The sequence below is a fragment of the Nonomuraea sp. NPDC003560 genome (assembly GCF_042878785.1).
In the GTDB taxonomy this organism is placed as follows: domain Bacteria; phylum Actinomycetota; class Actinomycetes; order Streptosporangiales; family Streptosporangiaceae; genus Nonomuraea.
Map to the genome: position 1 here is coordinate 112,457 of NZ_JBIAOF010000013.1, position 26,689 is coordinate 139,145.

Genomic DNA, 26,689 nt, shown 5'->3' on the forward strand with positions numbered 1-26,689 from the left:
CTCTCATGATGATACACAGACTCATGGTTTGTTTCTCAGTATCACCCACTTCTCGGCCCCGGGCGAGAAGGAGGAAGCGGCGTGGGAGAACTCAGCAGGCGTGATTCCGGCGACGGCGCCGACACGCGCTCCCTGTTCGGTGGATCTCCGGCGAGCCGATCGAGACTGCCCTGAGCGGGACCCCCATCTCGAAGGAGTGCAGAGCATGGCAGAGCTGAGCAGGCGCGAGATACTGATCTCGGGCACCGCACTGGGAGCCCTCGGCGCGCTGGGGATCACCTCCCCGGCCCAGGCCAAGGCCCTCGCCGACGGCTGGGAGTGGCCGGCCGCCGGCTCGGTCGCGGGCTCCGGCACCGGCGCCGACCCTCGCTGGGTGTGGGACGACGTCGCCGACCCGCTCCTCGCCTCGCTGTTCGACCGCGGGGTCATCCCCGAGGTCAACCGGCTGCTCTACGACTGGAACCGCAACGACCAGCCGCTGCCCGCCGGGCTGCCGGCCGACCTGCGGGCCTTCATCGAGCAGGCGCGGCAGCTCCCGTCCTGGGCCGACCAGGGCAAGCTGGACGCCGCGTCGCGGTTCCACGCGCTCAAGGGCAACTACATCGTCGTGCTCACCATCGTCGGGGCCGGCATGCTGGCCACCGCCATCCCCAAGGAGGCCCGCGCGGTCTACTACTCCGCGGGCGGCGCCGACCTGAAGGACCGGGTCGCCAAGACGAACGTCCTGGCGTACGCGGTCAGGCCCCAGAACGCCTGGGGGCCCGGCGGGACGGCCGTGGTCGAGGCCGTCAAGACCCGGCTGGTGCACGCGGCCGTGCGGCACCTGCTCAAGTCGTCCCCCCACTGGCCGGGGCCCATCCCGATCAGCCAGGAGGACATGCTGGTCACGTGGCACACCCTGGCGACCTACTCCATGCGCGGGATGCGCGAGTGGAAGGTGCGCATCTCCGCTGCCGAGTCCGCGGCGTACCTGCACTCGTTGCAGCTGCTGGCGCACATGCTCGGCATCAGGGACGAGTTCATCCCCGCCACCTGGGACACCTCCTACGCCCAGTCGGACATCGTCCTGCCCAGGAACATGGGGCCGACGCCGGAGGGCGTGGAGCTGAACGACATCCTGCGCGACATGCTCGCGGAGCTGACCAGTCCGGGCAGCATCGACAAGCCGCTGGTCAACGCGTTCTCCAGGTATCTCACCGGCAACCAGGCGGCCGACTGGAACGGCATCCCGCGCGAGCCGCTGTGGGACCCGGTCGTCAGGACCGCCTGGCCGCTGCTGGTGGCGTTCAGGGAAGGGGTGATCGGGCTGCCGCTGGTGCCGGCCGCGGCCTGGCTGCTCGACGAGATGATCAAGAAGTGGACCACGTTCTACCTGACCAAGGGCGCGCAGACCAAGATCGTGATTCCGACCGGCAACCGCCCCGGCTGACCCCGGCGGCTCCGCCCTGGGAACGCGTACCGGACGCGGGCGACACCCGTGGGGCAGGCGCAACCTGCCCCACGGGCCCGCCGCGGGTCTTCGATAATCGGGTCGACACGCGGGCTCGCGGTGCACTGTGATGGTCCGGCCGCCCGCCGCACGGTGCGGGCCCGTCACTGGAGTCGTCCTTGGCAGTCCCGGGAACCGCGCCCGTCCGCCCCACGATCGACGCCGCCCTGGTCAGGAGGCTGGTCGACACGCAGTTCCCGCAGTGGGCCGCGTTGCCGCTGCGGCTGCTCGACCCGGCGGGCTCCGACCACGTGATCTACCGGCTGGGCGACGAATTGTCCGTCCGGCTGCCCCGCCACGCCGACGCCGTCGGGCAGGCCGACAAGGAACACGAGTGGCTGCCCAGGCTCGCGCCGAGGCTGCCGCTGGCCGTACCGGTGCCGGTGGAAGTGGGCGAGCCCGGCTTCGGCTATCCGTGGCGGTGGGCGGTGTCCCGCTGGCTGGCGGGCGAGGTGGCCACCGTCGAGACGCTGGCCGGCTCGTCCGTGGCCGCCGAGAGGCTGGCGGAGTTCCTGGTCGCGCTGCAGCGGTTCGCGCCCGAGTCCGTCCCGTCCCTGCAGACCCGTCCCGACCTCGCCCAGCAGCCGCTGGCGGGCCGGGATCGCGCGACGCGGGCCGCCATCGCGGCGCTCGGCGGCGTGTTCGACCGCGCCGCCATGACCGGGCTGTGGGACGCGGCCATGAGCGCCCCCGGCTGGGACCGCGCGCCGGTCTGGTTCCACGGCGACTTCCACACCGGCAACGTGCTGACCGTCGGCGGCCGCGTCAGCGCGGTCATCGACTTCGGCGGGCTCGGCATCGGCGACCCGGCCGCCGACCTGATGATCGCCTTCACCCTGATGTCGGCCGGCAGCCGGGCCGCCTTCCGCGCCGCGCTCGGCGTGGACGAGGCCACCTGGACCCGGGGCCGCGGCTGGGCCCTGGCCACCGGCCTGAACGCGTACACCGCCTACGCCGCGGTCAGCCCGAGGGTCGCCGCGCAGACCACCCGGCAGATCACCCAGGCCCTCGCCGGCTAGCCCGGTTCGCCGGAAATACGAACCGGGATGTAAGAAAACCGTCCTGCGGACCACATGTTCTACGAACGACTCATCCGCGACCGAAGGAAAACCCTGATCACGCCCCACCGAGACGCCGGTCCGGCCAGGTCCGGGCCGGGCCGGTCGTCGGATTCGGCGGGATCAGCGGGAAGGGCGCGTCAGCGGTGGGGGCGGAAGGTGCGGCGGAGGTCTGCGACCCATTCGTCGGGGATCTCCCATGGGATGAAGTGCCCGCCGCGAGCGTGGCAGGTGATGCCGGCGTGGTTGTACCAGGCGGCCCGGTCGCCGTCGAGGAAGCCGCGGATCCGCTGGTCGCCGGTCGTGACGCCGGGCGGGTTCTCGAAGTCGACGAATGTGATGCCCGTGGGCGCCTCGACGACCGGCCACCGGTCGTGCGACGGCGTCCAGGGGTAGCGGTTGTTGTTGGCGTAGGTGCGGATCGAGCTGTCGATCGTGTTTCCCGCCCAGAAGATCGTCGCGTGGGTGAGCAGGTCGTCCTTGGTGAAGACGTTCTCGACGTCGCCGTGGTTGTCGGACCACTTCGTCCAGCGTTCCAGGATCCAGGCCAGCATGCCGGCGGGGGAGTCGGCCAGGCCGTGGCCGAGCGTGGACGGCGCGAGCATGTGCGCCGCCAGATGCACCGCGAACCGCCGGTCCAGCTCGACGAACCGGGCGTGCACGTCGGCGGGCAGGCCCTCCGGGATGGGCATGCCGCCGCTCAGGTCCCAGGCGCGGTCGCCGTTGAAGAAGGTGAGCTTCTGCGCCGAGCCGATGTGGATCGCGTACAGCTCGTCGGCGTACTTGTGGCCGAGCTGCCCGGTGACCAGCGCCCCGACGTCGCATCCGGCGGCGGCGTACCGGTCATGGCCGAGGACGCCGGTCATCAGCTCGTGCCACACGTCGGCGATCTTCCAGAAGTTCATGTCCGGCCGGCCGTCCAGCGGGGCCGAGAACCCGAAACCCGGCAGTGAGGGCACGATCACGTCGAACGCCTCCGCCGGATCCCCGCCGTGGGCGCCGGGGTCGGCGAGCGGGTCGATGACCTTCGACCAGTGCCAGAACGTCCAGGGCCAGCCGTGGCTGAGGATCAGCGGCACGGGGGCGGGGCCGACGCCGGGCCTGCGCATGAAGTGCACCGGCACGCCGCCGACGTCCACCCCGTAGTGCTCGTAGGCGTTGATCGCCCGTTCCGCCGCCCGCCAGTCGAAGCCGTCGGCCCAGTAGGCGACCAGCTGGCGCAGGTACTCGCCGCGCACGCCGTAGAAGCCGTCGTCGTTCCCGGCGGACGGCGCCCATCGGGTCATGGTGAGCCTGCGGCGCAGGTCGTCGAGCACTTCGTCCGGTACGTGCAGCGGTTCGGGGCGCAACGGGAAGGGAGTCGAGCGAGTCAAGGGAACCGTCCTCCTAGTCTTCGACACGCGCGGCGATCTCGGTCAGGCGGCCGAGGACGCCCGCGTACCGGGCCAGCTCCGCGCGCTCGTCCTCGCTCAGGTGCGCCACCAGGCGGGCGACCCGCGCCACCCGGTCGGCGCGCCGGGAGCGGACGATGTCCCTGCCCTCCTCGGTGAGGCTCAGCAGGACGGCGCGGCCGTCGCGCGGGTCGGGGCGGCGCGCGACCAGCCCGTCCCGTTCGAGCCGGGCGACCAGGCTGGTGAGCGCGGGCTGCTTGAGCTGTTCCGTCGCCGTCAGGTCGGTGAGCCGCATCGGACCCTTGCCCGCCAGCGTGTGCAGCACGGACAGGGTCGAGAAGCTGAGCCGCCGCACCGAGGGCAGCCGGATGAAGTGCGCGTTGAAGTCCTCGATCGCGCCGACGAGCGCGTCGAGGTCGAGATCGGGGCCGGGGTCCGCCTGAGAGGATGCCACGCGCCCATTTATATCGAAGTTCGATGTAAATGCACTACATTCGGTGAGCTACACCATTAATGACGACGGAGGCGCCGCGACCGACAGGTCGATCTCCGGGTCGAAGAGCACCTTGGCCAGATGCTCGACGCCGTGGCACACGGCCCCGATGGCCACGCACTCGTCGCCGAGCACGGAGGCCCGCAGCTCGGGCGTGCGCAGGCACATCGTCTCCAGCTCGATCCGCAGCGGCTCCATGAGCACGTCGGCCGAGCGCGAGAACCCCCCGCCGAGCACCACCAGGTCGGGATCGACGGTGAGGGCCATCGCGGTGGTGGCCAGCGCGAGCACCTTGACGTAGCGCAGGACAGCCCGGCGCGCCTCGACGTCACCCTGCCTGGCGGCCTCGAACACCGCCCCCGCGACCGCCTCCGGCGGCGTGCCAGGCTCGACCGACGGGACGGCCTGCAGCAGCTCGCCCACGTGACCGAGGTTGAACAGCGGATGCACGCCGATCTCCCCGGCGGCGCCGCCGCTGCCGCGCAGGGGGACCCCGTCGAGCACGACGGCGGCGCCGGCCCGGCGTCCGACGTGCAGGAAGATCAGGTTCCGCGCGTCGCGGGCGATGCCCCTGCGGCACTCGGCCAGCGCGGCGAGCCTGCTGTCGTTCTCCACCAGGACGGGGCAGCGCAGCCGGTCGCCGAGGTGGTCGGCCAGCGGCACGTCCGACCAGTCCTGGATGGCCCGCGAGAGCACGACGCGCCCCTGCAGGTCGACGTAGCCCGTGCTGCCCGCGACCGCGAGCCAGACGTCGGCGGCGGCGGTGCCCGAGCCGGTCAGGCAGCCGTCGATGGCCCGGTCGACGGCGGCCAGCCGCTCGCCGCGCGGCTGCTCGGGAGTGACCGGCTCGCGCGTGGTGTGCAGGACGTTGCCGTCGAGGTCGGCCACGACCGCGAGCACCTTGTGCGCCCCTATGTCGAGGCCGAGCACCCGGCCCGTCTCCGCGTGGAACCGGTAGCGGCGCGCGGGCCTGCCCTTCTCGCCGCCGCTCGGATCCATCTGGACCACCCAGCCCAGCTCCATGAGGTCCTTGACCACCACCTTGATGGTGGCCCTGGCCAGGTCGGCGCGCTCGGCGAGCTGGGTCAGCGTCGCCGGCCCGCCGGCGCGCAGGGCCGAGAGCGCGGCGAGCGCGTTGAGCCGCCGGAGCCGCTGGAGGTCGCCGCCGGTCACGGAGAGCGTCACTGATGACCCTTCTTGACGAATCTTAATGGTGAGCTCCATCATAAATCCTGATCGAGGCGCTCACCCAGAAAAAAGAGGCCAGATCACGGGCATGGCCGCGGGCGGCTCGCGGCGACCGGAAGCCGAGCGCCATGCTACGACCCGCCGCCCGCCCTGTCACCGACCGACGATCCCGCCCCCGAACCCCCCAGGGACCTGTCTTGCTGCTGCCACGACCCGTCCATGTGACCCCAGACGGCGGGGAACCCTTCGCCCTCACCGCGACCACAGTGATCGCCGCTCCTCCCGGCCTGTCGCGGGTGGAGGGCTGGCTGCGGGCCGCGTTGTCGCCCGCGACCGGCCTGCCGCTGCCCGCCGGAGCGCCGGGGCCGGGGGCGATCGAGTTCGCCCTGACCGCCGGGCTCGGCCCGGAGGGTTACCGCCTGACCGTGCGTCCCGACGGGGTGCGCGTCGAGGCGGGCGACGCGGCCGGGGCGTTCTACGGCGCGCAGACCCTGCGCCAGCTCCTCCCGCCCGCGGCCTTCCGCAGGGGCGCGGTCGGCGAGCAGGACTGGCTGCTCGCCCCGGTCACCGTCGCCGACCGGCCGCGCTTCCGGTGGCGCGGCTGCCTGATCGACGTGGCCAGGCACTTCCTGCCGAAGCCCGACCTGCTGCGGTACATCGACCTGCTGGCCGCCCACAAGCTCAACGTGCTGCATCTGCACCTCACCGACGACCAGGGCTGGCGGCTGGAGGTCAAGGGGTATCCGAAGCTCACCGAGGTCGGCGCCTGGCGCAGGGAGAGCCCGCTCGGCGACCGCCGGCACGGCGTGTTCGACGGCCGCCCGCACGGCGGCTTCTACACCCAGGACGACCTGCGCGAGATCGTCTCGTACGCGGCCGACCGGTTCGTCACCGTGGTGCCGGAGATCGAGCTGCCCGGCCACTCGCAGGCGGCCATCGCGGCCTATCCGGAGCTGGGCAACCTCGACGAACGGCTGGAGGTCGCCACCGGGTGGGGCGTCTCGCCCAACGTGCTCAACGTCGAGGACGCCACGCTCGCCTTCTACCGGGACGTGCTCGACCAGGTCATGGAGATCTTCCCCGGCGAGTACGTCTGCGTGGGCGGCGACGAGTGCCCCAAGGAGCAGTGGCGGCAGAGCCCGTCGGCCCAGCGCCGCATCGCCGAGCTCGGCCTGCGCGACGAGGAGGAGCTGCAGAGCTGGTTCATCGGCCAGTTCTCCGACCACCTGGCGGCGCGCGGCCGTCGCCTGCTCGGCTGGGACGAGATCATCGAGGGCGGCCTGCCGCCGGGGGCGACGGTGGCGTCCTGGCGCGGGACGTACGGCGCGGTCGCGGCGGCGCGGGCCGGGCACGACGTGGTCACCTGCCCCTTCACCGAGCTCTACCTGGACTTCCGGCAGTCCGACCGGCCCGACGAGCCGGTCCCGATCGGCAACGTGATCTCGCTGCGCGACGTCCACGGCTTCGAGCCGGTGCCACCGGAACTGACCGAGGCCGAGGCCGCCCGGGTCCTCGGCGCGCAGGCCAACCTCTGGACCGAGCACATCGACTCGCCCCGCGGGCTCGACTACATGGCCTTCCCGCGGCTGTCGGCCTTCGCCGAGGTCGTGTGGAGCCCCGCCGGCGGCGACTTCGACGACTTCCTGGCGCGGTTGCGCCACCACGAGCGCCGGCTGGCCGCGCTGGGCGTGGAGTACCGCAAGGAGACCGGCCCCGAGCCGTGGCAGACCCGGCCGGACGTCCGCGGCCGGCCCAAGGAGCGGGCGGAGACCGAGGCCGAGGTGGCGGCCTGGACCCGCGGCCTGCGGCGGAACCTCAGCGAAGGGAAGCGAGCATGATCAAGCGTCTGTCCGTCGTCCTCGTCGGCCTGTCCTGCTTGCTCGGGCTGGTCACCCCGGCCCAGGCGGCGGCTCCGGAGCTGTCGGCGTACTTCAGCAGGCCGAGCGTGGACGGCACGCTCGCCGACCCCCTGCCCGCGAAGGTGCTGGAGCTGATCGGGCTGGCCGCCCCGGACTCCACGCTGCGCGTGGCGACCTTCGTGCTGGAGATCAAGGCCGTCAAGGACGCGCTGGTGGCGGCGCACGCCCGGGGGGTGGACGTGCGGGTGGTGTCCGAGGGATCGGGGCACAACGCGCTCCTGGACGAGCTGGCCGCGGCCGGCGTGCCCGTCACGCTCTGCGACAGGGGCTGCAACGGGCCGGACACCGACATCAGCCACCACAAGTTCCTCGTGTTCAGCCGGCTCACGGACGGCAGGACCGACGTGGTCGTGCAGAGCTCGCAGAACCTCGCCCCCGACACCGGCCTGCACCAGAACATGCTGATCAGCTCGGGCGACGCCGCGCTGGCCGACGGCTACCGGCAGGTGTTCGACACGCTGGTCTCCCAGGTGCGCACCTCCTGGCGGGCGCCGTTCACCGCCACCAGCGGCAAGGTCACGGTCTGGATGGAGCCCCGCGACACCGCCTACGACCAGAGCGCCTACGGCAGCGCCGACCTGGTCGCGGCCATGATCCGGGACGTGGGCTGCCCCGGCTCGATCCGCGTGGTGCAGTCGCAGTTCGCCACGGACCGGCCGCTGGTCATCGCCGAGCTCAAGGCCAAGAAGCAGCAGGGCTGCGACGTCCAGGTGCTCGTGGCCGAGGGCAACCAGACGGCCGCGACCGCCGCCGAGCTGGCCAAGGGCGGGATCGTGGTGCACACCTTCCGGCCCGGCGGCTGCCACTACCCGATCGGCGACACCTGCGCGCCGGACAGCGTCCACTCCAAGATCATCCTGGTGGACGGGCCGTCGGCGGCGGCGGGCGGCGCGCGGCGCAGCTACGTCTACACCGGCTCCCACAATCTCAACGGCGGCTCCCTGACCGCCTCGGACGACTCCTTCGTCCGCGTCGACGACCCGGCCGTCTACGCGGCGTACGACGCCGACTTCGCCGCCATGAAGGACGAGGTCGTCAAGATCGTCCCCAGGGCCTTCCCCGGGGCCGGACTCCAGATGACCGCCAACGGCCCCGACGACCAGCGCGCGCCCAGGGCCGCCGCCATGCGGTCCGGCTACACGGCCGTGGCCTGGGAGGACGACCGCGACCGCGCCTCGGTGGAGGGCGCCGAGGTCTACGCGCGCATCTACCGCGGCGGGCAGCCGGTGACCGGCCCCGTCAAGGTCTCGATGGGCGGCGTCGGCTGCGCCGCCGGCTGGAACCACGTGCAGCCGTCGGCCGGCGTCGACGACGCGGGCAACGCCTACGTCGCCTGGGCCGAGGACGGCGACTGCCGGGGCGAGCACAACATCGCGGTGCGCAGGCTGTCGCCGTCGGGCACGCTGAGCGCGACGATCTGGGCCAACGACCCGCAGTGGAGCGGCGACCAGACCCGGCCGAGGATCGCGGTCCGCGGCGCCGGCGGGTTCACGGTGGCCTGGGAGGACGGGCCGACCGGGACCGTCCGCGCGGCCGGCTACGCCTCGCTGACCGCCCGTTCCTTCGCGCCGCTCCAGGTGGGCACGGGCGACCGGCCCGACGTGGCCGTCGACGGCGCGGGCACCGCGACCGTGGTCTGGCAGCAGGCGCCCGACGTGTACGGCAGGCGGATCTCGGCGACCGGCGCGACCGTCGCCGCCGCCACCCGGATCAACACCAACGCCGCCACCCAGCACCTGGCCCCCGCCGTGGCGACGACCCCCGGCGGCGACAGCGTCGTGGCCTGGAGCGACAACGTGGCGGTCACCGGCGGCGACGTGACGACCGTCTGGCGGGTGCGGACGCGCGGCCTGACGCCTGCCCTGGGACAGAGGTTCGCGGAGCTCCCCGTCGCGTTCGGCAGGTACGCGCCGAACACGCCCTCCGACGGCGGCAAGGAGTACCCGCCGCTCTGCGGAAAGATGGACCAGACCTACCGGTGCGCCGTCCAGGGGTCGCCGTCCGTGGCCGTCGACGACACCGGGCGGTTCGTGGTCGGCTGGACCGAGTCCGACCTGTGGAACGCCGGCCGCTCCCACGAGGTGTACGCCCGCGGGTTCAACGCCGACGGGACGACGACCGGCCGCTTCCCCTGCGAGCGCATGAACCCGAACACCGCCGGCGACCAGTCGGGCACCGCCGTCGCCGCCGACGGCAGCGGGTTCCACCTCTTCTACGTCGAGGACTTCGACGCCAACGGATACGGCGACGTCGTGGCCAGGACCGGCTTCACCAACACCGGACTCTGAGCCCGCCGCCCGCCGCGACCGAGACCCTGATCACCATCCCCCACGCCTTCTAGAGAAAAGGAACTGCCCGTGCGCCTGCGTATGGCACTCGCCGCCGCCCTGGCGATGACACTGGCCGGTTGTGGCTCCGGCTCCGACACCACCGCCACCAAGCCAGGAAAAGTCACGATCAGCTACGCGATCTGGGAGAAGAACGACCAGCCCAGCACCCAGAAGATCATCGACGCCTTCCAGAAGCAGCACCCCGACGTCACCGTCAAGCTTGAGATCACCCCGTGGGACCAGTACTGGACCAAGCTCCAGACCGCGGCCACCGGCGGCGCGGCCCCCGACGTCTTCTGGATGAACAGCCTCAACGTGCGCATGTACGCCAAGGGCGGCGTCATCGCCCCCTTCGAGAACGCCGACGTCAGCGCCTTCCCGCAGGCCATCGTGGACGGCTACCGCTACGACGGCAAGCTGTACGGCATGCCGCGCGACGTCGGCGTCCCCGTGCTCTGGTACGACAAGGAGCTGTTCGACAAGGGCGGCGTCGCCTACCCGACCGCCGACTGGACCTGGGACGACCTCAAGGCCGCCGCCAAGAAGCTGACCGACCCGGCCAAGAAGCAGTACGGCCTGCTGGCCCCCCTGTGGGACCAGGGCGGCTTCTACCCCACGATGATCCAGGCCGGCGGCCACGTCATCTCCGCCGACGGCAAGAAGTCGGGCTTCGACGAGCCCGGCTCCATCCAGGGCCTGGAGTTCTGGACCGACATGATCAACAAGGACAAGGTGGCCCCGCCCGCCCAGGCGACCACCGACACCAGCCCCGTGCAGCTGTTCATGACCGGCAAGTACGCCATGTACTACGGCGGCTCGTGGCTGGCCAGCACGTTCAAGACCAACACCGAGCGCGGCGGCAAGGTCGACGTGGCGCCCCTGCCCAAGGGGCCGGCGCAGGAGGCCGTCATCCTGCTCGGCCTGGCCAACTCCGTCTCGGCCAAGAGCGAGCACCCGGCCGAGGCCGCGCAGTTCGCCACGTTCCTGTCCTCCGACGAGGCCGAGAAGATCCTCAGCGACTCCGGCGGCGCCTCGGTCTCCTCGCGGGCCGGCACCCAGGACGGCTGGTTCGCCGCCTTCCCGGACTACCACCTGAAGGAGACCTTCGACGCCTCGATCCCGAACGGCGTGCCGTACCCCGTCTCGCTCAACACCGCCAAGTGGCAGGACGTGCAGAACAAGCTCCTGGCCGAGGCGTGGGCGGGCAAGCGGCCGACCGCGGAGGCGGCCAAGGAGATCGCCGCGCAGATGAACGAGATCCTGGCCAAGGAGTAGCCGATGGTGCTGACCGAGGAACGGGCCGCCGCCGTCAAGGCGGCGGCCCCGCCGGGGCGGCGGTCGCGACGCGACTGGCTGTGGGGTTACGGGCTGATCGCGCCCATGGCCCTCGGGCTGGCCGTGTTCTACCTGTGGCCGATCGTCCAGACGCTCTACCTCAGCTTCACCGAGTCGGGCGTGTTCGGCGGGCAGACGTGGGTGGGCCTGGACAACTTCATCGCCCTCCTCGGCGACGAGGAGATGGCCGGCGCGCTGCGCAACACGCTGCTCTACTCCGTGCTCGTGCTGGTCGGGGTGCCGCTGTCGATCGTGATCGCGGCGCTGCTGAACGTGCCGGGGCTGCGCGGGCTGGGCTTCTACCGCACGCTGTACTTCCTGCCGGTGGTCACCATGCCCGCGGCCGTCGGCCTGACCTGGCGCTACCTGTACAACGGCGACTTCGGGCCGATCAACTACCTGCTCGGCCTGGTCGGGATCGACGGGCCGTACTGGGTGTCCGACCCCGAGTTCGCGATCTACGCGGTCGCGGTGGTCGGGATCTGGACCTCGCTCGGGTACAACGCGGTGTTGTTCCTGGCCGGGTTGCAGGGCATCCCCAAGCACTACTACGAGGCCGCCTCGATCGACGGCGCGGGCCGGGTGCGGCAGTTCTTCCGCATCACGCTGCCGCTGCTCACGCCCACCACGTTCTTCGTCGTGGTGATCACGCTGATCAACACGCTGCAGGTCTTCGACCTGGTCTACCTCATGATCGACACCAAGAGCCCGGCGCTGGCGGGCAGCCGCACGATGGTCTACCTCTTCTACGAGCAGGGCTTCGTGCAGAACAGCCGCGGCTACGCCGCCGCGATCGCGGTCGTGCTGCTGGCCCTGATCCTCATGCTGACCGCCGTCCAGTTCCGGCTGCAGAGGCGGTGGGTCCACTATGAGTAGGCGCTGGATCGTGCACGCGGTCCTGCTCATCGGCGGTCTGATCATGGTCATGCCGTTCGTCTGGCAGCTCGTGGTCTCGCTGCAGACCATGACCGAGTCGATGCGGGTGCCGCCCACGGCGGTCCCCTCCTGGCAGTGGCACAACTTCGCCGACGTGTTCCGGACCGTGCCGCTCGGGCGGCAGTTCCTCAACACGGTGGTCGTGACGGCCGCGGTGACGGCCGGGCAGCTGCTGCTGTGCTCGCTGGCGGCCTTCGCCTTCGCGCGGCTGGACTTCCCCGGGCGCGGGCCGATCTTCATGCTGTTCCTGGCCGTGCTGATGGTGCCGGGGGAGCTGTTCCTGCTGCCCCGGTACGAGATCATGCAGGGCCTCGGCTGGCTCAACACCCTCCAGGCGCTCATCGCCCCCGGCGTCTTCGGCGCCTTCGGCACGTTCCTGCTGCGGCAGTTCTTCAAGACCCTGCCCAGGGAGCTGGACGAGGCGGCGCGGCTGGACGGCGCCAACCCGCTGCAGATCTACTGGTGGATCATGTTGCCGCTGGTCCGGCCCGGCCTGCTGGCGCTCGGGCTGCTGACCGTCATGTGGTCCTGGAGCAGCCTGCTGTGGCCGCTGGTGGTCAACACCGATCCGGAGATGATGACGCTCTCCGCCGGGCTGGCCTCGCTGCGCGGCCAGTACCTGACGAACTACCCCATCCTCTTCGCCGGGTCCGTCGTGGCCTCGCTGCCGGTGATCGTTCTCTTCGTGGTCATGCAACGGCAGCTGATCGCCGGGATCGCGTTCACCGGCTCGAAGGGCTGATCCGCAAGTCTTTTCTCCCGCTATATCCCCTTATTTAGGAGTCTGCGTGTCTTCGTTCCGTAAGTGGATTATTGTCGCCTTAGGCGTCACTCTGGCCTCGTCCGCCTCACCGGCACTGGCCGCGCCCAAGCCCGTGGACGTGCAGTTGCTGTCGCTCACCGACTTCCACGGCTACATCACCCCGCAGAGCAACGCCGCCGACGGCACGATCAAGGATCCGCAGGGGAACACGCTGGTGGTGGGCGGCGCGCCGTACCTGGCGGCGCATCTCGACCGGCTCCGGCAGGGGCACGAGAACACGGTCACCTTCTCCAGCGGCGACAACTTCAGCGGCTGGCCCACCGAGGTGTCCTACCACGCCGACGAGCCCACGATCGAGTTCCTGAACAAGATCAAGGTGGAGTTCACCACGGTCGGGAACCACGAGCTGGACCGGTCCCTGGAGTTCCTGCGCGACCACATGGGCAAGGGGGAGTGCTTCGGCGAGGTCGGGCTCGACAGTTGCTTCACCGACTCCGACGGGCAGCCCTTCCAGGGCGCCGACTTCGACATCTCCACGGCCAACATCACCATGAAGGGCGACACCCGCCCGGTGCTCCCGCCGTACGTGATCAAGCGGTTCCAGGGCATCCCCGTCGGGTTCATCAACCTGACCACGCCCACCACCGTGGACGGCTCCACCTCCTACCAGCCGTCGCTGGACAACCTGCCGCTGGTGGAGACGGCCAACAAGTACGCCGAGATCCTCAAGCGCCGCGGCGTCAAGGCCATCGTCGCCAACGTGCACGAGGGCGGCAAGGCCGGCGAGGACTACAGCGGCTGCGCGGACCAGAAGGCCGGACCCATCTGGGACTTCGCCAAGAACGCCTCGCCCGACATCGACGCCATCGTCACGGGCCACTGGCACTGGTACTTCAACTGCTCGATCCCCGACCCCGCGGGCAACCCCCGCCCGGTCGTCGAGGCCGCCAACCACGGCCGCCTCATCAGCGAGATCAACCTCAAGCTCGACCGCCGCACCCGCGACGTCATCAGGACCGCGACCACCGCGGCCAACCACCCGGTGACCCGCGACATCGCGCCCGACCCCGCCATGGTGAAGCTGGTCGACCACTGGAACGCCATGCAGAAGGAGACCTACGCCAAGCCGTACGGGACCATCACCGGCGACCTCACCAGGACTCGCGACGTGACCGGGCAGAGCACGCTCGGCAACACCGTGGCCGACGTGGAGTACTTCGACTCCCAGCAGACCGAGGGCGGCAAGGCCGACCTGGCCATGGTGGCCGTGGCGCCGACCAAGGGCTCGAACTCGCTGCGCGGCGACCTGAGGTTCGCCAAGGGCGCCAACGCCGCCGACGCCGACGGCAAGGTGCTCATGGGCGAGTCGTGGGCCGCCTGGGGTTACGCCAACCCGGTGGTCACGGTGTCGGTCAAGGGCTCGCAGCTTGAGCAGGCCCTGGAGCAGCAGTGGCAGACGCAGGCCGACGGCACCGTGAAGTTCGCCCCGCTGGCCGTGTCGAAGAACGTGCGCTTCTCCTACTCCCCGAACCGGCCCGTGGGCGACCGGATCAACCCCGCCGACGTGGTCATCAACGGCCAGCCGCTCGACACCGGCCGGACCTACCGGCTCGCGGCGCTGGCGTACACGCTGCTCGGCGCCGACGGCTACACCGCCTTCGCCGGGTACACCGACGCGGTGCGCGGCAGCCGCGACTACGAGGCCATGCGGGCCTACCTGCGCCAGGGCCCGCTGACCCCGCCCGCCCTGGACCGCGCGGTGGCCCTGCCGTAGTGCTCCGGGCGCGGGGGGCCGCACGGCCCTCCGCGCCCCGGAGTGCGGCGAGCTCCGGCTCGCGGCCGAGGCGGAGCGGTTGCGGCACAACGCCGACACGGCCACGGCCCGGCCGCGCGGCCTGCCGGGGGCGTTCGGCGGGCCGTCCGTGGCGTTCGCCGGGCCTGGGAGGCCGTTGTGACGTCCCTGGAACGGTGTTGCCGGGGGTGCTGGCGGCCGTGGTGCTGGGCGTGACGGCCTGGATGGCCAGGGTCGCCGGAAAAGCCCCGGCGCCGTCTCGCGTGGGACAAACCGGTCAGTGAATGACTGGTAACGTCTGCGCGATGACGATTTCTTATGACGTGGCAGGCGACGGACCGGCCCTGCTCCTCCTGCACGCGGGGGTCTGCGACCGGCGCATGTGGGACCCCCAGTGGGAGCCCCTGATCGCCGCCGGCTTCCGGGTGGTCCGGTGCGACCTGCGCGGCTTCGGGCAGAGCCCGCTGCCCACCGAGCCGTACAGCAACTCCGGCGACGTGCTGGGCCTCCTCGACAGCCTGGGCATCGACCGGTTCTTCCTGGCCGGCTGCTCCTACGGCGGGAAGGTGGCGCTGGAGGTGGCCGCGAGCAGCCCCGAGCGGGTGGAGGCGCTGATCCTGCTCTCCGCCGCCCTGCCGTGGCGGGAGCCGAGCGCAGAGCTGCGCGCGGTCGGCGAGCGCGAGGACGCGCTGGTCGAGGCCGGCGACCTGGCGGGCGCCGCGCAGCTGATGGTCGACCGCTGGCTGGGCCCCGACGCCGACGAGAAGGCCGGGCGGGCCGTGCACGAGATGCAGCTGCGCGCCTACGAGCTCCAGCTCGCCGAGGGGGTCGTCGGCCCGGTCAAGGTCCAGGTGGACCCGGCGGCCGTGACGATGCCGTGCCTGGCCGTGTCGGGCGCGCACGACGTCGCCGACTTCCGGCACACCGAGGCCGACCTGCCCGCCGCCCGCAACGTCGAGCTGCCCTGGGCGGCCCACCTGGCGAGCATGGAACGGCCGGACGAGGTCACCGAACTGATCGTCGGGTTCCTGCGCGAGCAGACCCGCGCCTGACGCGCCAGGTCACGAGGAGGAGCAGTGAGCCCGCACGTCGACCGCGAACTCGTCCAGGCCGCCACGGAGGTCGCCCGCACTCGCTGCCGGGGTGACAACCACACCATGGCGGCCGCCGCGCGCACCCGCGACGGCCGGATCGTCACGGCGGTGAACGCCTACCACTTCACCGGCGGGCCCTGCGCCGAGCTGGTCCTCATCGGCACGGCGGCCGCCCAGGGCGCGTACGAGCTGGACACGATCGTCGCGGTGGGGGACCGGGAGCGCGGGGTCGTCCCGCCGTGCGGCCGTTGCCGCCAGGTGTTGCTGGACTACTTCCCGGCCCTCCAGGTCATCGTGGGCGACGGCGACCGTCTCCGTACGGTCCCCGTCACCGACCTGCTGCCCGAGACCTACGTCTGGGCCGACCACCAGCTGCCTCCCGGCGCCCCGGCCTGACCCTCTCGCGCATGCCGCGCCGGCGAGGGCGGGCCGGGGCGGGAGGGCAGGCCGAGGCGCCGGCGCGGTCAGATGAGGCCCAGCGCGAGCATGGCGTCGGCGACCCGGCGGAAGCCGTCGATGTTGGCGCCGGCCACGTAGTTGCCCGGCATGCCGTACTCGTCGGCGGTCTGCAGGCAGCGGCCGTGGATGTCCTGCATGATCTCCTGGAGGCGGCGCTCGGAGAACTCGAACGTCCAGGAGTCGCGGCTGGCGTTCTGCTGCATCTCCAGCGCGCTGGTCGCCACCCCGCCCGCGTTGGCCGCCTTGCCCGGCCCGAACGCGACGCCCGCCTCCAGGAACACCTTGATGCCCTCCGGCGTGGTCGGCATGTTGGCCCCCTCGCCGACCGCGACCAGGCCGTTGTCCACCAGGAACGCGGCGTCCCGGCCGGTGATCTCGTTCTGCGTGGCGGACGGCATCGCCACCTCGCAGGGCACCTCCCACACGCTGCGGTCCGGGACGAAGACGGCCTGCTCGCCCCGGCGCTCGGCGTACGTCTCCAGACGGCCCCGCTCGACCTGCTTGACCTGCTTGAGCAGGTCGAGGTCGATGCCCTTCTCGTCGAGCACGTAGCCGGAGGAGTCGGAGCAGGCCACCACGACGCCGCCGAGCTGCTCGATCTTCTCGATCGTGTAGACGGCCACGTTGCCGGAGCCCGACACGACGACCCGCTTGCCGTCGAACGACGTGCCGCGGGCCTTGAGCATCTCGTCCACGAAGAACGTGCAGCCGTAGCCGGTGGCCTCGGTGCGTACCTGGGCGCCGCCGTAGACCAGGCCCTTGCCGGTGATCACGCCGGATTCGTAGCGGTTGGTGATGCGCTTGTACTGGCCGAACAGGTAGCCGATCTCGCGCCCGCCGACGCCGATGTCACCGGCCGGGACGTCGGTGTACTCGCCGATGTGCCGGTAGAGCTCGGTCATGAAGCTCTGGCAGAAGCTCATCACCTCGCGGTCGGAGCGGCCCTTGGGGTCGAAGTCCGAGCCGCCCTTGCCGCCGCCGATGGGCAGGCCGGTCAGGCCGTTCTTGAAGATCTGCTCGAACCCGAGGAACTTCACGATGCCCAGGTAGACCGACGGGTGGAAGCGCAGCCCGCCCTTGTACGGCCCGAGCGCGCTGTTGAACTCCACCCGGAAGCCGCGGTTGATCTGCACCTCGCCCCGGTCGTCCAGCCACGGCACGCGGAAGATGATCTGCCGCTCGGGCTCGCAGATCCGCTCGATGATCTTCGATTCGGCGTACTCGGGATGCTTGCCGAGAACTGGGCCGATGCTTTCGAGCACCTCGCGCACGGCCTGGTGGAACTCGACCTCGCCGGGGTTCCGGCGCAGGACGTTGTCGTAGGTCGACGACAGTTTCTCGTGCAACAAGGGCTCCCTACATCACTGGTGCGATCCTGCTCACTTTACGATTCGGCCACGCGTGAGCAGCAGCCGCCCCGCCCCGAGGACGCCGTCGCCGGACCCGGGACGGCGCCGGTAAAGGAAGGTTTGCCCGCCTGACCGAGTGCGGGAGGGCGGTGGGGTAGCGCGGATCCTATGACCGGCAAGCGCAAGGACGATCCGTCCGTGGGTGACGAGGTCTCCTGGAAGAGCCACGGGTCCACGGCCCGCGGCAAGGTGGAGAAGAAGATCACCAAGAGGACGAAGGAGGCCGGCCGTACCGTGGCGGCCTCGCCCGACGACCCGCAGTACGTCGTGCGCAGCGACAAGAGCGGGCGCGAGGCCGTGCACAAGCCGTCCGCCCTGCGCAAGGACAAGGGCAAGGGCGCGAAGTGAGCGACGACCGGGACGTGGCGGCCGAGTTCGGCCAGGCCGTCAACATGACCGCGCACGAGCTGGAACGCTGGCTGGACACCGAGGAGTCGAAGGAGGTCGGCCAGAAGCAGGACGGCGGCGGCGAGTCGACCGGCCACGCCTTCGGCCGCGAGATCGTGCGGCTCCTGCGCAAGGGCAGGTCCTCCTGGACCGGCCACGACTACGAGCACATGACCAAGGTGATCGGCTACATCCACCGGCACCTGGCGCAACGCCCGTCCGGTGACGTCCGGGAGACCCGGTGGCGCTACTCGCTGATGAACTGGGGGCACGACCCGCTCAAGTGAGCGGCGCTCGCTGCTCAGTCGTCGTGGGCGATGAGCATGAGCTGCCGCCACAGCAGCACCACGAACACCGCCGAACCGGCGAAGGCGAACCAGAAGGGCGCCGCGACGCCGAACCGGGTGGCCAGCACACCGCCGATCAGCGAGCCGACCACCAGGCCGGCGTAGACGCAGACGGTGTTGACGCTGCCCACCCGTCCCTGCAGCTCCTGCGGCACCGCGCGCTGGCGGACGGTGCCCGAGGTGGTGCCCCAGATGAAGGCGTGCGCGCCGAAGACCAGGAAGATGGCTCCGGCGACCCACGGCGAACGGGTCAGGGCCAGGCCCAGGTGGGTGAACGTCTCGATGATGAGCCCGATCCGCATCAGGGCGCCGAGGCTGACCCTGCGGGTGATGGTCCCGTACAGGCCGGTGCCGATCAGGCCGCCGATCCCGCCGATGGTGGTCATCAGGCCGAACCCCATCGCGCCGAGGCCGAGCTGCTCCTGGGTGTAGAGGACGAGCACCGACCAGGCCGCGCCGAAGGTGAAGTTGAAGATCAGGATGGTGAGCGCCAGCGTGCGGACCGCCGGGTGCCGCACGGTCCAGCTGAACCCGGCGACGAGCTCGCGCACGGTGTTCGGACGCGGCGCGTCGTCCGGCCGGACCCGCGGCGGCAGCGCGATGCGGGAGACCAGGACCATCCCCGCCAGCACCAGGAGCAGCTGGCTCGCGAACGGCCAGGTCAGGCCCAATCCGAACAGCGCCGCGCCGATCGGCGGTCCGGCGAGCTGGTTGAGCGTGATGAACCCGGTGCCGAGGCGGGCGTTGGCGACGATCAGGTCGTCCCTGGAGACCATCATCGGCGTCAGCGTGGACGTCGCGTTGTCGGCGAACACCTCGGCGATGGACCGGAGCGTGAGCGCCGCCAGCGCCGTCGCCACGGTCACGGTGCCGGTCGCCATGAGCACGACGAGCGCCGCCAGCACCACGGCCCGCACGGCGTTCGCGACCAGCACGATCCTGCGACGGTCGTACCGGTCGGACAGGACGCCGGCGTACAGGCTGAACGCCAGCGGCGGCGCCCAGCTCACCAGGGCGGACAGCGAGATCATCAGCGGGTCGCGGGTCAGCGTCGCGATCAGCAGCGGGCCGGCGGCGGCCGCGATCCCGTCACCGAGATTCGTCAGCCAGCTCGACGCCAGCAACCATCGGAACCCTGTCCCCAACCGGGCCGGCAGGACCCGTTCCACGACTGTGACCACGAGCGCAAAACCATACGTTTCACCGAGCACCCGAGGCAACGCGTTTTCCACCAGGACCCGAGCGCCCGCCCCGGGCCGTACGGGGGGCGGGAACCGGGGGCGTCAGGGGGTGCGGAAGCCTCGGAAGGTCACGGTTCGGCGGGTTCGGAAGCCGAGTCGCTCGTAGAGGGCGATCGCGCCGGTGTTGGCCTCGGCCACGTGCAGGAACGGGCGTTCGCCGCGGGCCAGGATCCGCGAGACGAGCGCGCCGACCAGGCGGCCCGCGTGCCCCTGGCCGCGCGCCTCGGGCGCGGTGCACACGGCGCTGATCTCGGTCCAGCCCGGCGGTCGCAGCCGCTCGCCCGCCATCGCGACCAGCTTCCCGCCGTCGAAGACGCCGAGGTAGGCGCCCATTTCACGGGTACGCGCCCAGAACGGCCCCGGTCGCGTCCTGGCGACGAGGTCGAGCATCTGCGGGACGTCGTCCGCGCCCAGCTCGGTGACGTCGCCGGGCGCGGCGGGGACGCGGTCGCCGCCGTCCCAGATCAGCTGGCGGCCGTCGAGGGCGAACACCGGCTCCCAGCCGGGCGGCGGGGTCGCCGGGGAGCTGAACAGGTCGGCGAGCTCGCCCGGCCCGAGCAGCCGGGCCAGGTCGGCCCACGCCCGCTCGTCCGGCTCGGCCGGGACCGAGGAGAAGGTCGCCACCTCCGCCTGGTACGTGACCGCCGCGCCGAGCCGCCGGGCGAGGTGCGCGTGACGGCCGCGCAGTGACGCGCCTACCGGGTCGTCGAGCGGGGTGGCGTCGCGGTCCGCCATCGTGGTGTGCGCCTCTCGGGTGGTGCGGGGGAGCCGGCTGGAGGGACGGGGGGCATCCGGCGCCGGTCATCCTAGTGACCTCGCCGCGATGCTCTGTGCCGGGCCTTCTACCCGCCCCTGTGCCCGCCCCTGTGCCGGGCCTTTGTGGCGGCGCAGCGGCGGGTCGCGGTGGGGCGGCGGCGGGTGGGGAACGGGTTAGTGGCGGGACGTGGTTTCGATCGCCTGCTTCATCTCGGCCGCGCCGTACCGCATCCGCAGGCCGACCTCGGCGGCTCGCGCATCGGGCAGCACGTCGGTGATCCAGATCAGCCGACCGGCCCCCTCGCCCTCCGGACGGACCTCGAAGGAGGCGTGATGGTGGGCCAGCGGCGGCCTCGCGCCCTCCACGACCGCGTAGGCCAGACGGCGGGCGTCGTCGTCGATCGCCACGATCAGCTCGCGGATCACATGCCCGTCGGGGAACGTCAGGAACCGCTGGTCGCCGTCCAGCCTGGTGTCCTCGACGCGGCCCGGGAGCAGCCGTTCGTGCACGGCTCCGACGTCACGCAGGACGTCCCAGATGTGGTCGGGGGAGGCGTCGATGACGACTTCGTGCCGGATGGAGGCCATGGGGGATCCCCTTTGTTTACGTACTTCATTATGAAGTACTTCGTTATGTTAGCGAACGTCCCAGTCCTCCTTTCGTGGCGGGTAGGCGAAGGTCTGGTGGTGGGCCCAGTCGCCGCGCACGACGCGGTAGTCGTGCGCCGCCTCGCTGGCGGGGTGGTCGGGGCCCACGTCGACCCGGTCGGCGACCGACCAGACGCCGTTGATCCGGTGCTCCACGGTGTAGAGGAACTCGTTGAACCCCGTCTCGGACACGCACGTGTTGACGACGGTGAGCGCCCGCCGCCCCGCCGTCAGCCCCGGCGGAAGATCGACGATCTGGTTCCGCCACTTGTGGACGGCGTCCTCCAGCAGCGGCCGCCACCTCGCCGCGGGGACGCCGTCCACGGTGATGGTCGCGTCCTGCAGGCCGACGCCGGCGTCGAGCCGGCGGATCAGCCGTACGCCGGTGTTGGCCGGGCTGACGCTCACGGTGAACCGGCTCGACCCGCCGCGAGGGAACGCGCGGCCGTCGTCGGTGACGATCTGGCCGGAGTCCACGGTCTGGCCGGAGTCCACGGTCTGGCCGGACGCGCCTTCGGGTCGCGGCTCGGGCCGTCCCGTCAGCCGCAGGACAACGACGACGGCCAGGACCAGCGCGGCGGCCACCGGCACGGCGATCCCGGCGAACAGGACGGCCCGCCGCAGCCCGCCACCGCCCACGACCGCCGCCGCCCCGCCCGGCAGCACCGGCCCCGCCGAGCCGACCGCGGCCGACAGCATGCCACTGGACGCCTGCGGGCTGCCAGCCGTCTGCGGGCCGCTGGACGTCTGCGGGCCGTCGGACGTCTGCGGACCGTCGGATGCCCGTGGGCTGCCGAACGTATGCAGGCCGTCGGACGCCGGCGAGCCGCGGTCGTCCCAGACGCCGGCGGGCAGCCGGCTGATCCGCACCCGATCCCAGGCCCGCTCCCACGCGGGCAGCTGGTGCTCGGGCACGCGGCACCCCCGCAGGAACGCCACCATGACCGCCTTCTTGGGGAAACGCCGACCGGCCAGCATGTCCGCGCACGTGCTGCGCGGCAACCGGGCGCCGCCCGACCTGTCGGCCCGCGCCTGCAACTCCCGCAGCGACACGTCGGCCCGGGCGAACTGCTCGGCCAGCAGCCTCACCAGATCCTCGTGACAGGTCACCGACTCCGGCCCGGCGGCCTCCGCGGCGCCCGGCGGCGGCCCGCCGCCGTGGACCTCGCTCATCGCTCCCCACCCCGCCCTCTCTTGACCGGGCCGTAAGGCCACGCAGACCAGCGACAGAAAGTGTACGGACGGTCGCGCCGCGTGTCCGGGTTCTCGCGGCCCAGCCGTTGCTACGCTCCTGTGCCGTGCGGGAGCCGTTGCTACGCTCCTGTGCCGTGCGGGAGACGCGGCTCGACACTGCTCGGATCCGGGCGGCACGCCCGATGATCGACCCCATGTTCCTCGACACGCCGCTGTTCCCCTGCCCGGCGCTGGAGCCCCACCTCGGGTGCGCGGTGAGCGTCAAGCTGGAGACGGCGAACCCGGTGCGCAGCTTCAAGGCCCGCGGCACGGAGCTGGTCGCGAGCCTGCTCGCCGACGGCGGCGCGCGGGCCGTGGTGTGCGCCAGCGCGGGCAACCTCGGCCAGGCCCTCGCCTGGTCCGGCCGCCGGCGGGGCCTCGACGTCACCGTCGTGGCACCCCGCTCCGCGCCCGCCGCCAAGCTCGACCGCATCCGCGCCCTGGACGCCGGGCTGGAGCTCGTGGACGGCGACTTCGACCTGGCCCGCGAGCGGGCGGCGGTCATGGCCCGGCACCACGGCATCCGGCTGGTCGAGGACAGCCTCGACATCGAGACCTGCGAGGGCGCCGCGACCATCGGCTTGGAACTGGCCGGAGCCGTGCCGCCGTACGAGGCCGTGCCGCCGTACGAGGCCGTGCCGTCGTACGACGCTGTGCCGTCGTACGACGCTGTGTTGATCGCGCTCGGCGGCGGGGCGCTGGCCAGCGGCGTGGGGCACGTGCTGAAGGAGCTCGCGCCCGGCGTCGAGGTGATCTGCGTCCAGCCGCTGGGCGCGCCCGCGATGACCCTCTCGTGGCGACGGCGGCGCGTCGTCGCCACCGGCCCGACCCGCACCATCGCCGACGGCGTCGCGGGCCGGTGTCCGATCCCGGCCGTCCTGGACGACCTTCTCGTGGTCGCCGACGACGCCGTCCTGGTGCGGGAGGAGTCGATCGTGGCCGGCATGCGGCTGCTCCTCGACCACGCCGGCCTGGTGGTGGAGCCGTCGGCCGCGCTGGGCGTCGCGGCGATCCTCGAAGACCGCGACCGCTTCGCCGGCCGGCACGTGATCACCATCGTCTGCGGCGCCAACGTCGACATGGACGCCTACCGCCGCTGGATCGGCGCACCCCCGCCGTAGACCACGACCGCTTCCCAGCGCGAACGGCGCGGAGGGCGTGGACGGCGCGGACGGCGCGGACGGCGCGGACGGCGCGAACGGCGCGGACGGCGCCTCGGGGTCAGGGCCGGCCGGTGAAGACGTCGATCCAGAAGCGCTGGCGCGCCCTGAGGTGGGAGAAGAACGTCGAGGTCTTGCCGATGCCGTGCGCGCCGAAGACCTGGCCGGTCATGCCCAGATCGATCATCGCGTCGATGAAGTCGGCCAGCTTCGACGTCACCCGTGTTCCTCCCATGGATCTCAGTAGAGCGGGACAGACCCAGCAATATCATCTGATTTGTGCGCGACGACGACCTGCAGGCGTGCCTGAGAGTGCTCTCCGAGCTGGCCGAGGCGCCCGAGGATGACCCCGATCGCGTCCGCGTCCGGGAGGCGGCCCGAGCCTTCCTCGGCCGGACGCGGCGCCACGAGCGGGCCGGGAAGCGGCGGCGGCTCGCCGAGCGGGACGCGGCCGCGCTCGCCGGCGCCCCCGCTTCGGCCGTCACGACCGGCGCCCCCGCTTCGGCCGTCACGACCGGCGCCCCCGCTTCGGCCGTCACGACCGGCGTTCCCGCTTCGGCCGTCACGACCGGCGTTCCCGCTTCGGCCGTCACGACCGGCGTTCCCGGCCCGGCCGCCGGGGCCGTCGCCCGCGCGGCCGAGCCGTCCTCGCGCATCGACGGCCTGACCAGGTGTTACGTCTGCAAGGCCCATTTCCGTACGGCCGACAAGCGGTACGAACGGCTCTGCCCGGGGTGCGCCGAGAAGAACGCGCGGCGGCGCACGGCCCGCACAAACCTCACCGGCAGGCGTGCCGTCGTCACCGGCGGCCGGGTGAAGGCCGGGTTCGAGCTGGTGCTCAAGCTGCTGCGGGACGGGGCCGCGGTGACCGCGCTGACCCGGTTCCCGCAGGACGCGCGCCGCCGCTTCGCCGCCGTGCCGGATCACGAGGAGTGGGCCGACCGGCTCACGGTCACCGGCATGGACCTGCGGGACGTCCCGGCGGTGGTGCGGTGGTGCGACGAGCAGGTGGCCGCGGGAGAGCCGCTGGACATCCTGGTGAACCTGGCCGCCCAGACCGTGCGCCCGCCCGCCGCCTCCTACGAGGCGCTGCTCGCGGGCGAGCACACGGCCGAGCTGACCGCCGGGCAGACGCCTCCGCCGGAGAAGGGCGCGCCGGACACCGCGGTGAGCGTCGCCGTGGACGTCGCGGGACTGCTTCCCGACCCCGCGCCGGACAACTCCTGGACCCGGCTGGTGCACGAGGTCGACCCGGTGGAGCTGCTGGAGGTGCAGCTCATCAACGTGACCGCGCCCTTCCTGCTGATCGGCAGGCTGCGCCCGCTGCTCGTGGGCTCGCCGCGCCCGCGCAGGTACGTGGTGAACGTCTCGGCCGCCGAGGGGCAGTTCGGCCGGATGTACAAGGGGCCCGAGCACCCGCACACCAACATGGCCAAGGCCGCGCTGAACATGCTGACCCTCACCAGCGCCGCCGAGCTGGCCGCCGCGGGGGTCTACGTCACCAGCGTGGACCCGGGCTGGTTCTCCGACCAGCAGCCGGACCCGGACCGGCGCCGCCGGGCCGCCGCCGGGTTCCGCCCGCCGCTGGACGCGGTGGACGCCGCCGCCCGCGTGTACGACCCGATCGTGCGCGGCGAGGCCGGCGACCCGCCGTACGGATGCCTGCTGAAGGACTACCGGGTCGCGCCCTGGTGAGGTGTCAGCCGGCGACCGCGCCCGCCGTGGCCAGCAGCTCGGGCAGGGTGCCGACGAAGCCCTCCGTGAGCAGCCGCAGCGCCACCATCCACGCCTCGGGACTGCCGCCGAGGTGCCGGTGGACCAGCTCGGCCAGCCGGCGCAGCACGCGCGGGTCCGGCAGCACGCCGGGCGGGGGCGCGAGCACCGCTTCTGGCCTGACCATGGACAGCACCTCGTCGGCGCTCAGCTCGCCGAGCCGCCGCAGCTCGGCGGCGGCCAGCTGGCCGTAGAGGGTCTCGGCGTCCCAGTGGGCCCGTACGCCGGGCGTCCGCAGGCGGCGGCGCGGGCCGGAACCGGTCTCGTCCACGACGAACGGGCGCAGCGGCACGTCGCCGTCCCGGCCGAGCAGCGTGCGGACCGCCGCCGTGCCGCGCAGGCCGGGCAGCCACAGCGACTCCGCGTACCGGTCGAGCGCCTCGGGCGGCAGGCCGGCGACGATCTCCTCGGCGGTCAGCGTGCCGGCGACGTAGCCGTTCCCGGCGACCTTCGCCACCGCGCCCGCGCCGACCGCCGGGAGACGGTCGCGGACCAGGGCGAGCAGCGCGGGTGACGGGCTGGGGACGAGCGGCGCCAGCTCGGGATGGTCGGCGACGGCCAGGAGCAGCAGTTCCTCGGGGACGTCCGCGCGCTGCGCCATGAGCCTGGCCGCGCGGTAGGGCAGCGGGCCTTCGCGTCGCCGTCGCTCCGGCTCGCCGTCGAGCACGGCGGCCCAGTCCACCCGGGGGATCGACGGGTGCCGCCGGTGGACGACCGGCCGGGCCCGCGCGTCGCCGTAGGGCGCGCGGGCGGCGGCGTCGGCCAGCTCGGCGGCCGAGCGCAGCCGTTCGGGACGCCGCAGGCGCTCGCTCGCCTCGCGCAGCCGCGCCGCGCCCTCCTCGCTGGTCAGCGCGGCCCGCGCGTACGCGCTCACGCTCGGCTCCGCCTCCTCGGCGCCCCAGCGGACATCGGGCAGCAGGTCGTGCTTCACCAGCTCGGCGAGCTCGGCGGTGCGCCCGGCGTCCAGCAGGGTGCGGCAGGCCTGGATCGCGCCGTGCGGGTCCGCGCCCCTGCCCAGGGTCCGCAGGGCACGGGCCGCGATGCCGGGGTCGGCGGCGTGCAGCAGGAACGACTGGTGCCTCTGGGTGACCGCCGCCTCCAGCACGTCCTGGGGAAACGGCAGCGGGGTGCGGCCGTCGTGGCGGGAGGTCTGGTGCGCGAGCTGCCTGAGGAGGTTGCGCGGCATCCCGGGGGAGAGGAACAGCCGGCCGTTGACCTGGGGATCGTCCAGGTCGAGCAGCCGGCCGGGCAGGCACGTCCCGGGGTCGAGGAGCACCTCCGCGGGCGGGAGCCGCTTCGGGCCGGGACGGCGCAGCAGCGCCTCGGCGACGACCCGGTTGAGCATGCCGTGGCTGACGAAGGCGCCCTGCGTGAGCGGATCGCCAAGGAGGGAGTCCACCTCGTACGGGGCCGCGAAGCGCAGCAGACCGGCGGCGCACCCGTGGATGTCGAGGGCCCTGACGGAGGTGACGGTCGTGGCATTCACGA

The 26,689-nt window shown here is 72.3% G+C and carries 24 protein-coding genes; 14 read left to right on the forward strand and 10 right to left on the reverse strand.

The genetic code is table 11. From position 1 onward, the window contains the following. Positions 1–205: 205 nt before the first annotated feature. Positions 206–1,429, forward strand: coding sequence for an oxygenase MpaB family protein (locus tag ACFYUV_RS40050; protein ID WP_387678592.1), 1,224 nt, complete (start codon positions 206–208; stop codon positions 1,427–1,429). Between the two features lie 179 nt (positions 1,430–1,608). After that, positions 1,609–2,508: an aminoglycoside phosphotransferase family protein gene (locus tag ACFYUV_RS40055; RefSeq protein ID WP_387678594.1), complete on the forward strand. Its 900-nt coding sequence runs from the start codon at positions 1,609–1,611 to the stop codon at positions 2,506–2,508. Between the two features lie 179 nt (positions 2,509–2,687). On the opposite strand, the gene ACFYUV_RS40060 is transcribed toward ACFYUV_RS40055, so the two are convergent. Genes ACFYUV_RS40060 through ACFYUV_RS40070 form a run of 3 tightly spaced genes read right to left on the reverse strand, consistent with a single transcriptional unit; the run spans position 2,688 to position 5,616 of the window. Then, positions 2,688–3,920, reverse strand: coding sequence for an epoxide hydrolase family protein (locus tag ACFYUV_RS40060; protein ID WP_387678596.1), 1,233 nt, complete (start codon positions 3,918–3,920; stop codon positions 2,688–2,690). Between the two features lie 13 nt (positions 3,921–3,933). Further along, positions 3,934–4,392 carry a MarR family winged helix-turn-helix transcriptional regulator gene (locus ACFYUV_RS40065; protein ID WP_387678599.1) on the reverse strand — a complete coding sequence of 153 codons (459 nt, stop codon included), beginning with the start codon at positions 4,390–4,392 and terminating at the stop codon, positions 3,934–3,936. A gap of 48 nt (positions 4,393–4,440) precedes the next feature. After that, positions 4,441–5,616 (reverse strand): ROK family protein, encoded by a 1,176-nt coding sequence (locus ACFYUV_RS40070; protein ID WP_358295041.1) that lies wholly within the window; start codon positions 5,614–5,616, stop codon positions 4,441–4,443. A 131-nt stretch (positions 5,617–5,747) separates the two neighbouring features. Between ACFYUV_RS40070 and ACFYUV_RS40075 the strand changes: the two genes are divergently transcribed. The 8 genes from ACFYUV_RS40075 to ACFYUV_RS40110 all read left to right on the forward strand — a co-directional run bounded on the left by ACFYUV_RS40075 (position 5,748) and on the right by ACFYUV_RS40110 (position 16,184). After that, positions 5,748–7,457 (forward strand): beta-N-acetylhexosaminidase, encoded by a 1,710-nt coding sequence (locus ACFYUV_RS40075; protein WP_387678603.1) that lies wholly within the window; start codon positions 5,748–5,750, stop codon positions 7,455–7,457. Beyond that, the gene (locus ACFYUV_RS40080; protein WP_387678606.1) at positions 7,454–9,826 is read left to right on the forward strand and encodes a phosphatidylserine/phosphatidylglycerophosphate/cardiolipin synthase family protein; all 2,373 of its coding nucleotides are present in this window, start codon (positions 7,454–7,456) and stop codon (positions 9,824–9,826) included. The genes ACFYUV_RS40075 and ACFYUV_RS40080 overlap by 4 nt, the downstream gene beginning before the upstream one ends. Positions 9,827–9,895: 69 nt before the next feature. Next, complete coding sequence (locus ACFYUV_RS40085) at positions 9,896–11,143, forward strand: sugar ABC transporter substrate-binding protein (RefSeq protein WP_364336591.1); 1,248 nt, start codon at positions 9,896–9,898, stop codon at positions 11,141–11,143. 3 nt (positions 11,144–11,146) lie between these two features. After that, the gene (locus ACFYUV_RS40090; protein WP_387678609.1) at positions 11,147–12,079 is read left to right on the forward strand and encodes a carbohydrate ABC transporter permease; all 933 of its coding nucleotides are present in this window, start codon (positions 11,147–11,149) and stop codon (positions 12,077–12,079) included. Continuing rightward, a complete protein-coding gene (locus tag ACFYUV_RS40095; RefSeq protein WP_387678612.1) occupies positions 12,072–12,881 on the forward strand; it encodes a carbohydrate ABC transporter permease in 810 nt (269 codons plus the stop codon). Before ACFYUV_RS40090 ends, ACFYUV_RS40095 begins: the two co-directional genes overlap by 8 nt. Before the next feature lie 133 nt (positions 12,882–13,014). Beyond that, the gene (locus ACFYUV_RS40100) at positions 13,015–14,676 is read left to right on the forward strand and encodes a bifunctional metallophosphatase/5'-nucleotidase (protein WP_387678615.1); all 1,662 of its coding nucleotides are present in this window, start codon (positions 13,015–13,017) and stop codon (positions 14,674–14,676) included. Positions 14,677–14,999: 323 nt separating this feature from the next. Continuing rightward, positions 15,000–15,746 (forward strand): alpha/beta fold hydrolase, encoded by a 747-nt coding sequence (locus tag ACFYUV_RS40105; protein WP_387678618.1) that lies wholly within the window; start codon positions 15,000–15,002, stop codon positions 15,744–15,746. 24 nt (positions 15,747–15,770) lie between these two features. After that, on the forward strand, positions 15,771–16,184 hold the full coding sequence (locus tag ACFYUV_RS40110) for a cytidine deaminase family protein (protein WP_387678621.1): 414 nt from the start codon (positions 15,771–15,773) through the stop codon (positions 16,182–16,184). 68 nt (positions 16,185–16,252) lie between these two features. Here the strand turns inward: ACFYUV_RS40110 and gdhA are convergent, their stop codons facing one another. Next, complete coding sequence (gene gdhA / locus ACFYUV_RS40115; protein ID WP_387678624.1) at positions 16,253–17,596, reverse strand: NADP-specific glutamate dehydrogenase; 1,344 nt, start codon at positions 17,594–17,596, stop codon at positions 16,253–16,255. A gap of 168 nt (positions 17,597–17,764) precedes the next feature. On the opposite strand from gdhA, the gene ACFYUV_RS40120 reads away from it, so the two are divergent. Further along, positions 17,765–18,004 (forward strand): DUF2945 domain-containing protein, encoded by a 240-nt coding sequence (locus tag ACFYUV_RS40120; protein ID WP_358295020.1) that lies wholly within the window; start codon positions 17,765–17,767, stop codon positions 18,002–18,004. Beyond that, complete coding sequence (locus ACFYUV_RS40125; protein WP_387678628.1) at positions 18,001–18,330, forward strand: DUF3140 domain-containing protein; 330 nt, start codon at positions 18,001–18,003, stop codon at positions 18,328–18,330. The genes ACFYUV_RS40120 and ACFYUV_RS40125 overlap by 4 nt, the downstream gene beginning before the upstream one ends. A 14-nt stretch (positions 18,331–18,344) precedes the next feature. Here the strand turns inward: ACFYUV_RS40125 and ACFYUV_RS40130 are convergent, their stop codons facing one another. The 4 genes from ACFYUV_RS40130 to ACFYUV_RS40145 form a co-directional block, all read right to left on the reverse strand. After that, positions 18,345–19,571 (reverse strand): MFS transporter, encoded by a 1,227-nt coding sequence (locus ACFYUV_RS40130; RefSeq protein WP_387678631.1) that lies wholly within the window; start codon positions 19,569–19,571, stop codon positions 18,345–18,347. A gap of 102 nt (positions 19,572–19,673) precedes the next feature. After that, positions 19,674–20,366: a GNAT family N-acetyltransferase gene (locus ACFYUV_RS40135; RefSeq protein ID WP_387678633.1), complete on the reverse strand. Its 693-nt coding sequence runs from the start codon at positions 20,364–20,366 to the stop codon at positions 19,674–19,676. Between the two features lie 195 nt (positions 20,367–20,561). Continuing rightward, positions 20,562–20,975, reverse strand: a complete 414-nt coding sequence (locus ACFYUV_RS40140; protein WP_387678636.1) for an SRPBCC family protein — start codon at positions 20,973–20,975, stop codon at positions 20,562–20,564. A gap of 48 nt (positions 20,976–21,023) precedes the next feature. After that, positions 21,024–22,208, reverse strand: a complete 1,185-nt coding sequence (locus ACFYUV_RS40145) for a hypothetical protein (RefSeq protein WP_387678639.1) — start codon at positions 22,206–22,208, stop codon at positions 21,024–21,026. 155 nt (positions 22,209–22,363) lie between these two features. On the opposite strand from ACFYUV_RS40145, the gene ACFYUV_RS40150 reads away from it, so the two are divergent. Further along, positions 22,364–23,389: a threonine/serine dehydratase gene (locus ACFYUV_RS40150; RefSeq protein WP_387678642.1), complete on the forward strand. Its 1,026-nt coding sequence runs from the start codon at positions 22,364–22,366 to the stop codon at positions 23,387–23,389. A gap of 100 nt (positions 23,390–23,489) precedes the next feature. Here ACFYUV_RS40150 and ACFYUV_RS40155 read toward each other — a convergent pair whose 3' ends face one another. Continuing rightward, on the reverse strand, positions 23,490–23,648 hold the full coding sequence (locus tag ACFYUV_RS40155) for a hypothetical protein (RefSeq protein ID WP_387678645.1): 159 nt from the start codon (positions 23,646–23,648) through the stop codon (positions 23,490–23,492). Between the two features lie 59 nt (positions 23,649–23,707). On the opposite strand from ACFYUV_RS40155, the gene ACFYUV_RS40160 reads away from it, so the two are divergent. Continuing rightward, the gene (locus ACFYUV_RS40160; protein ID WP_387678648.1) at positions 23,708–25,123 is read left to right on the forward strand and encodes an SDR family NAD(P)-dependent oxidoreductase; all 1,416 of its coding nucleotides are present in this window, start codon (positions 23,708–23,710) and stop codon (positions 25,121–25,123) included. Positions 25,124–25,127: 4 nt separating this feature from the next. On the opposite strand, the gene ACFYUV_RS40165 is transcribed toward ACFYUV_RS40160, so the two are convergent. Then, complete coding sequence (locus tag ACFYUV_RS40165; protein ID WP_387678651.1) at positions 25,128–26,687, reverse strand: hypothetical protein; 1,560 nt, start codon at positions 26,685–26,687, stop codon at positions 25,128–25,130. Between the last annotated feature and the right edge of the window lie 2 nt (positions 26,688–26,689).

What these genes read in the sequence shown, in the direction of transcription:
- ACFYUV_RS40050 (WP_387678592.1), top strand. Translation starts at nt 206, where the DNA reads ATGGCAGAGCTGAGCAGGCGCGAGATACTGATCTCGGGCACCGCACTG.
- ACFYUV_RS40075 (WP_387678603.1), top strand. Translation starts at nt 5,748, where the DNA reads ATGCTACGACCCGCCGCCCGCCCTGTCACCGACCGACGATCCCGCCCC.
- ACFYUV_RS40080 (WP_387678606.1), top strand. Translation starts at nt 7,454, where the DNA reads ATGATCAAGCGTCTGTCCGTCGTCCTCGTCGGCCTGTCCTGCTTGCTC.
- ACFYUV_RS40090 (WP_387678609.1), top strand. Translation starts at nt 11,147, where the DNA reads ATGGTGCTGACCGAGGAACGGGCCGCCGCCGTCAAGGCGGCGGCCCCG.
- ACFYUV_RS40095 (WP_387678612.1), top strand. Translation starts at nt 12,072, where the DNA reads ATGAGTAGGCGCTGGATCGTGCACGCGGTCCTGCTCATCGGCGGTCTG.
- ACFYUV_RS40105 (WP_387678618.1), top strand. Translation starts at nt 15,000, where the DNA reads ATGACGATTTCTTATGACGTGGCAGGCGACGGACCGGCCCTGCTCCTC.
- ACFYUV_RS40120 (WP_358295020.1), top strand. Translation starts at nt 17,765, where the DNA reads ATGACCGGCAAGCGCAAGGACGATCCGTCCGTGGGTGACGAGGTCTCC.
- ACFYUV_RS40135 (WP_387678633.1), bottom strand. Translation starts at nt 20,366, where the DNA reads ATGGCGGACCGCGACGCCACCCCGCTCGACGACCCGGTAGGCGCGTCA.
- ACFYUV_RS40140 (WP_387678636.1), bottom strand. Translation starts at nt 20,975, where the DNA reads ATGGCCTCCATCCGGCACGAAGTCGTCATCGACGCCTCCCCCGACCAC.
- ACFYUV_RS40145 (WP_387678639.1), bottom strand. Translation starts at nt 22,208, where the DNA reads ATGAGCGAGGTCCACGGCGGCGGGCCGCCGCCGGGCGCCGCGGAGGCC.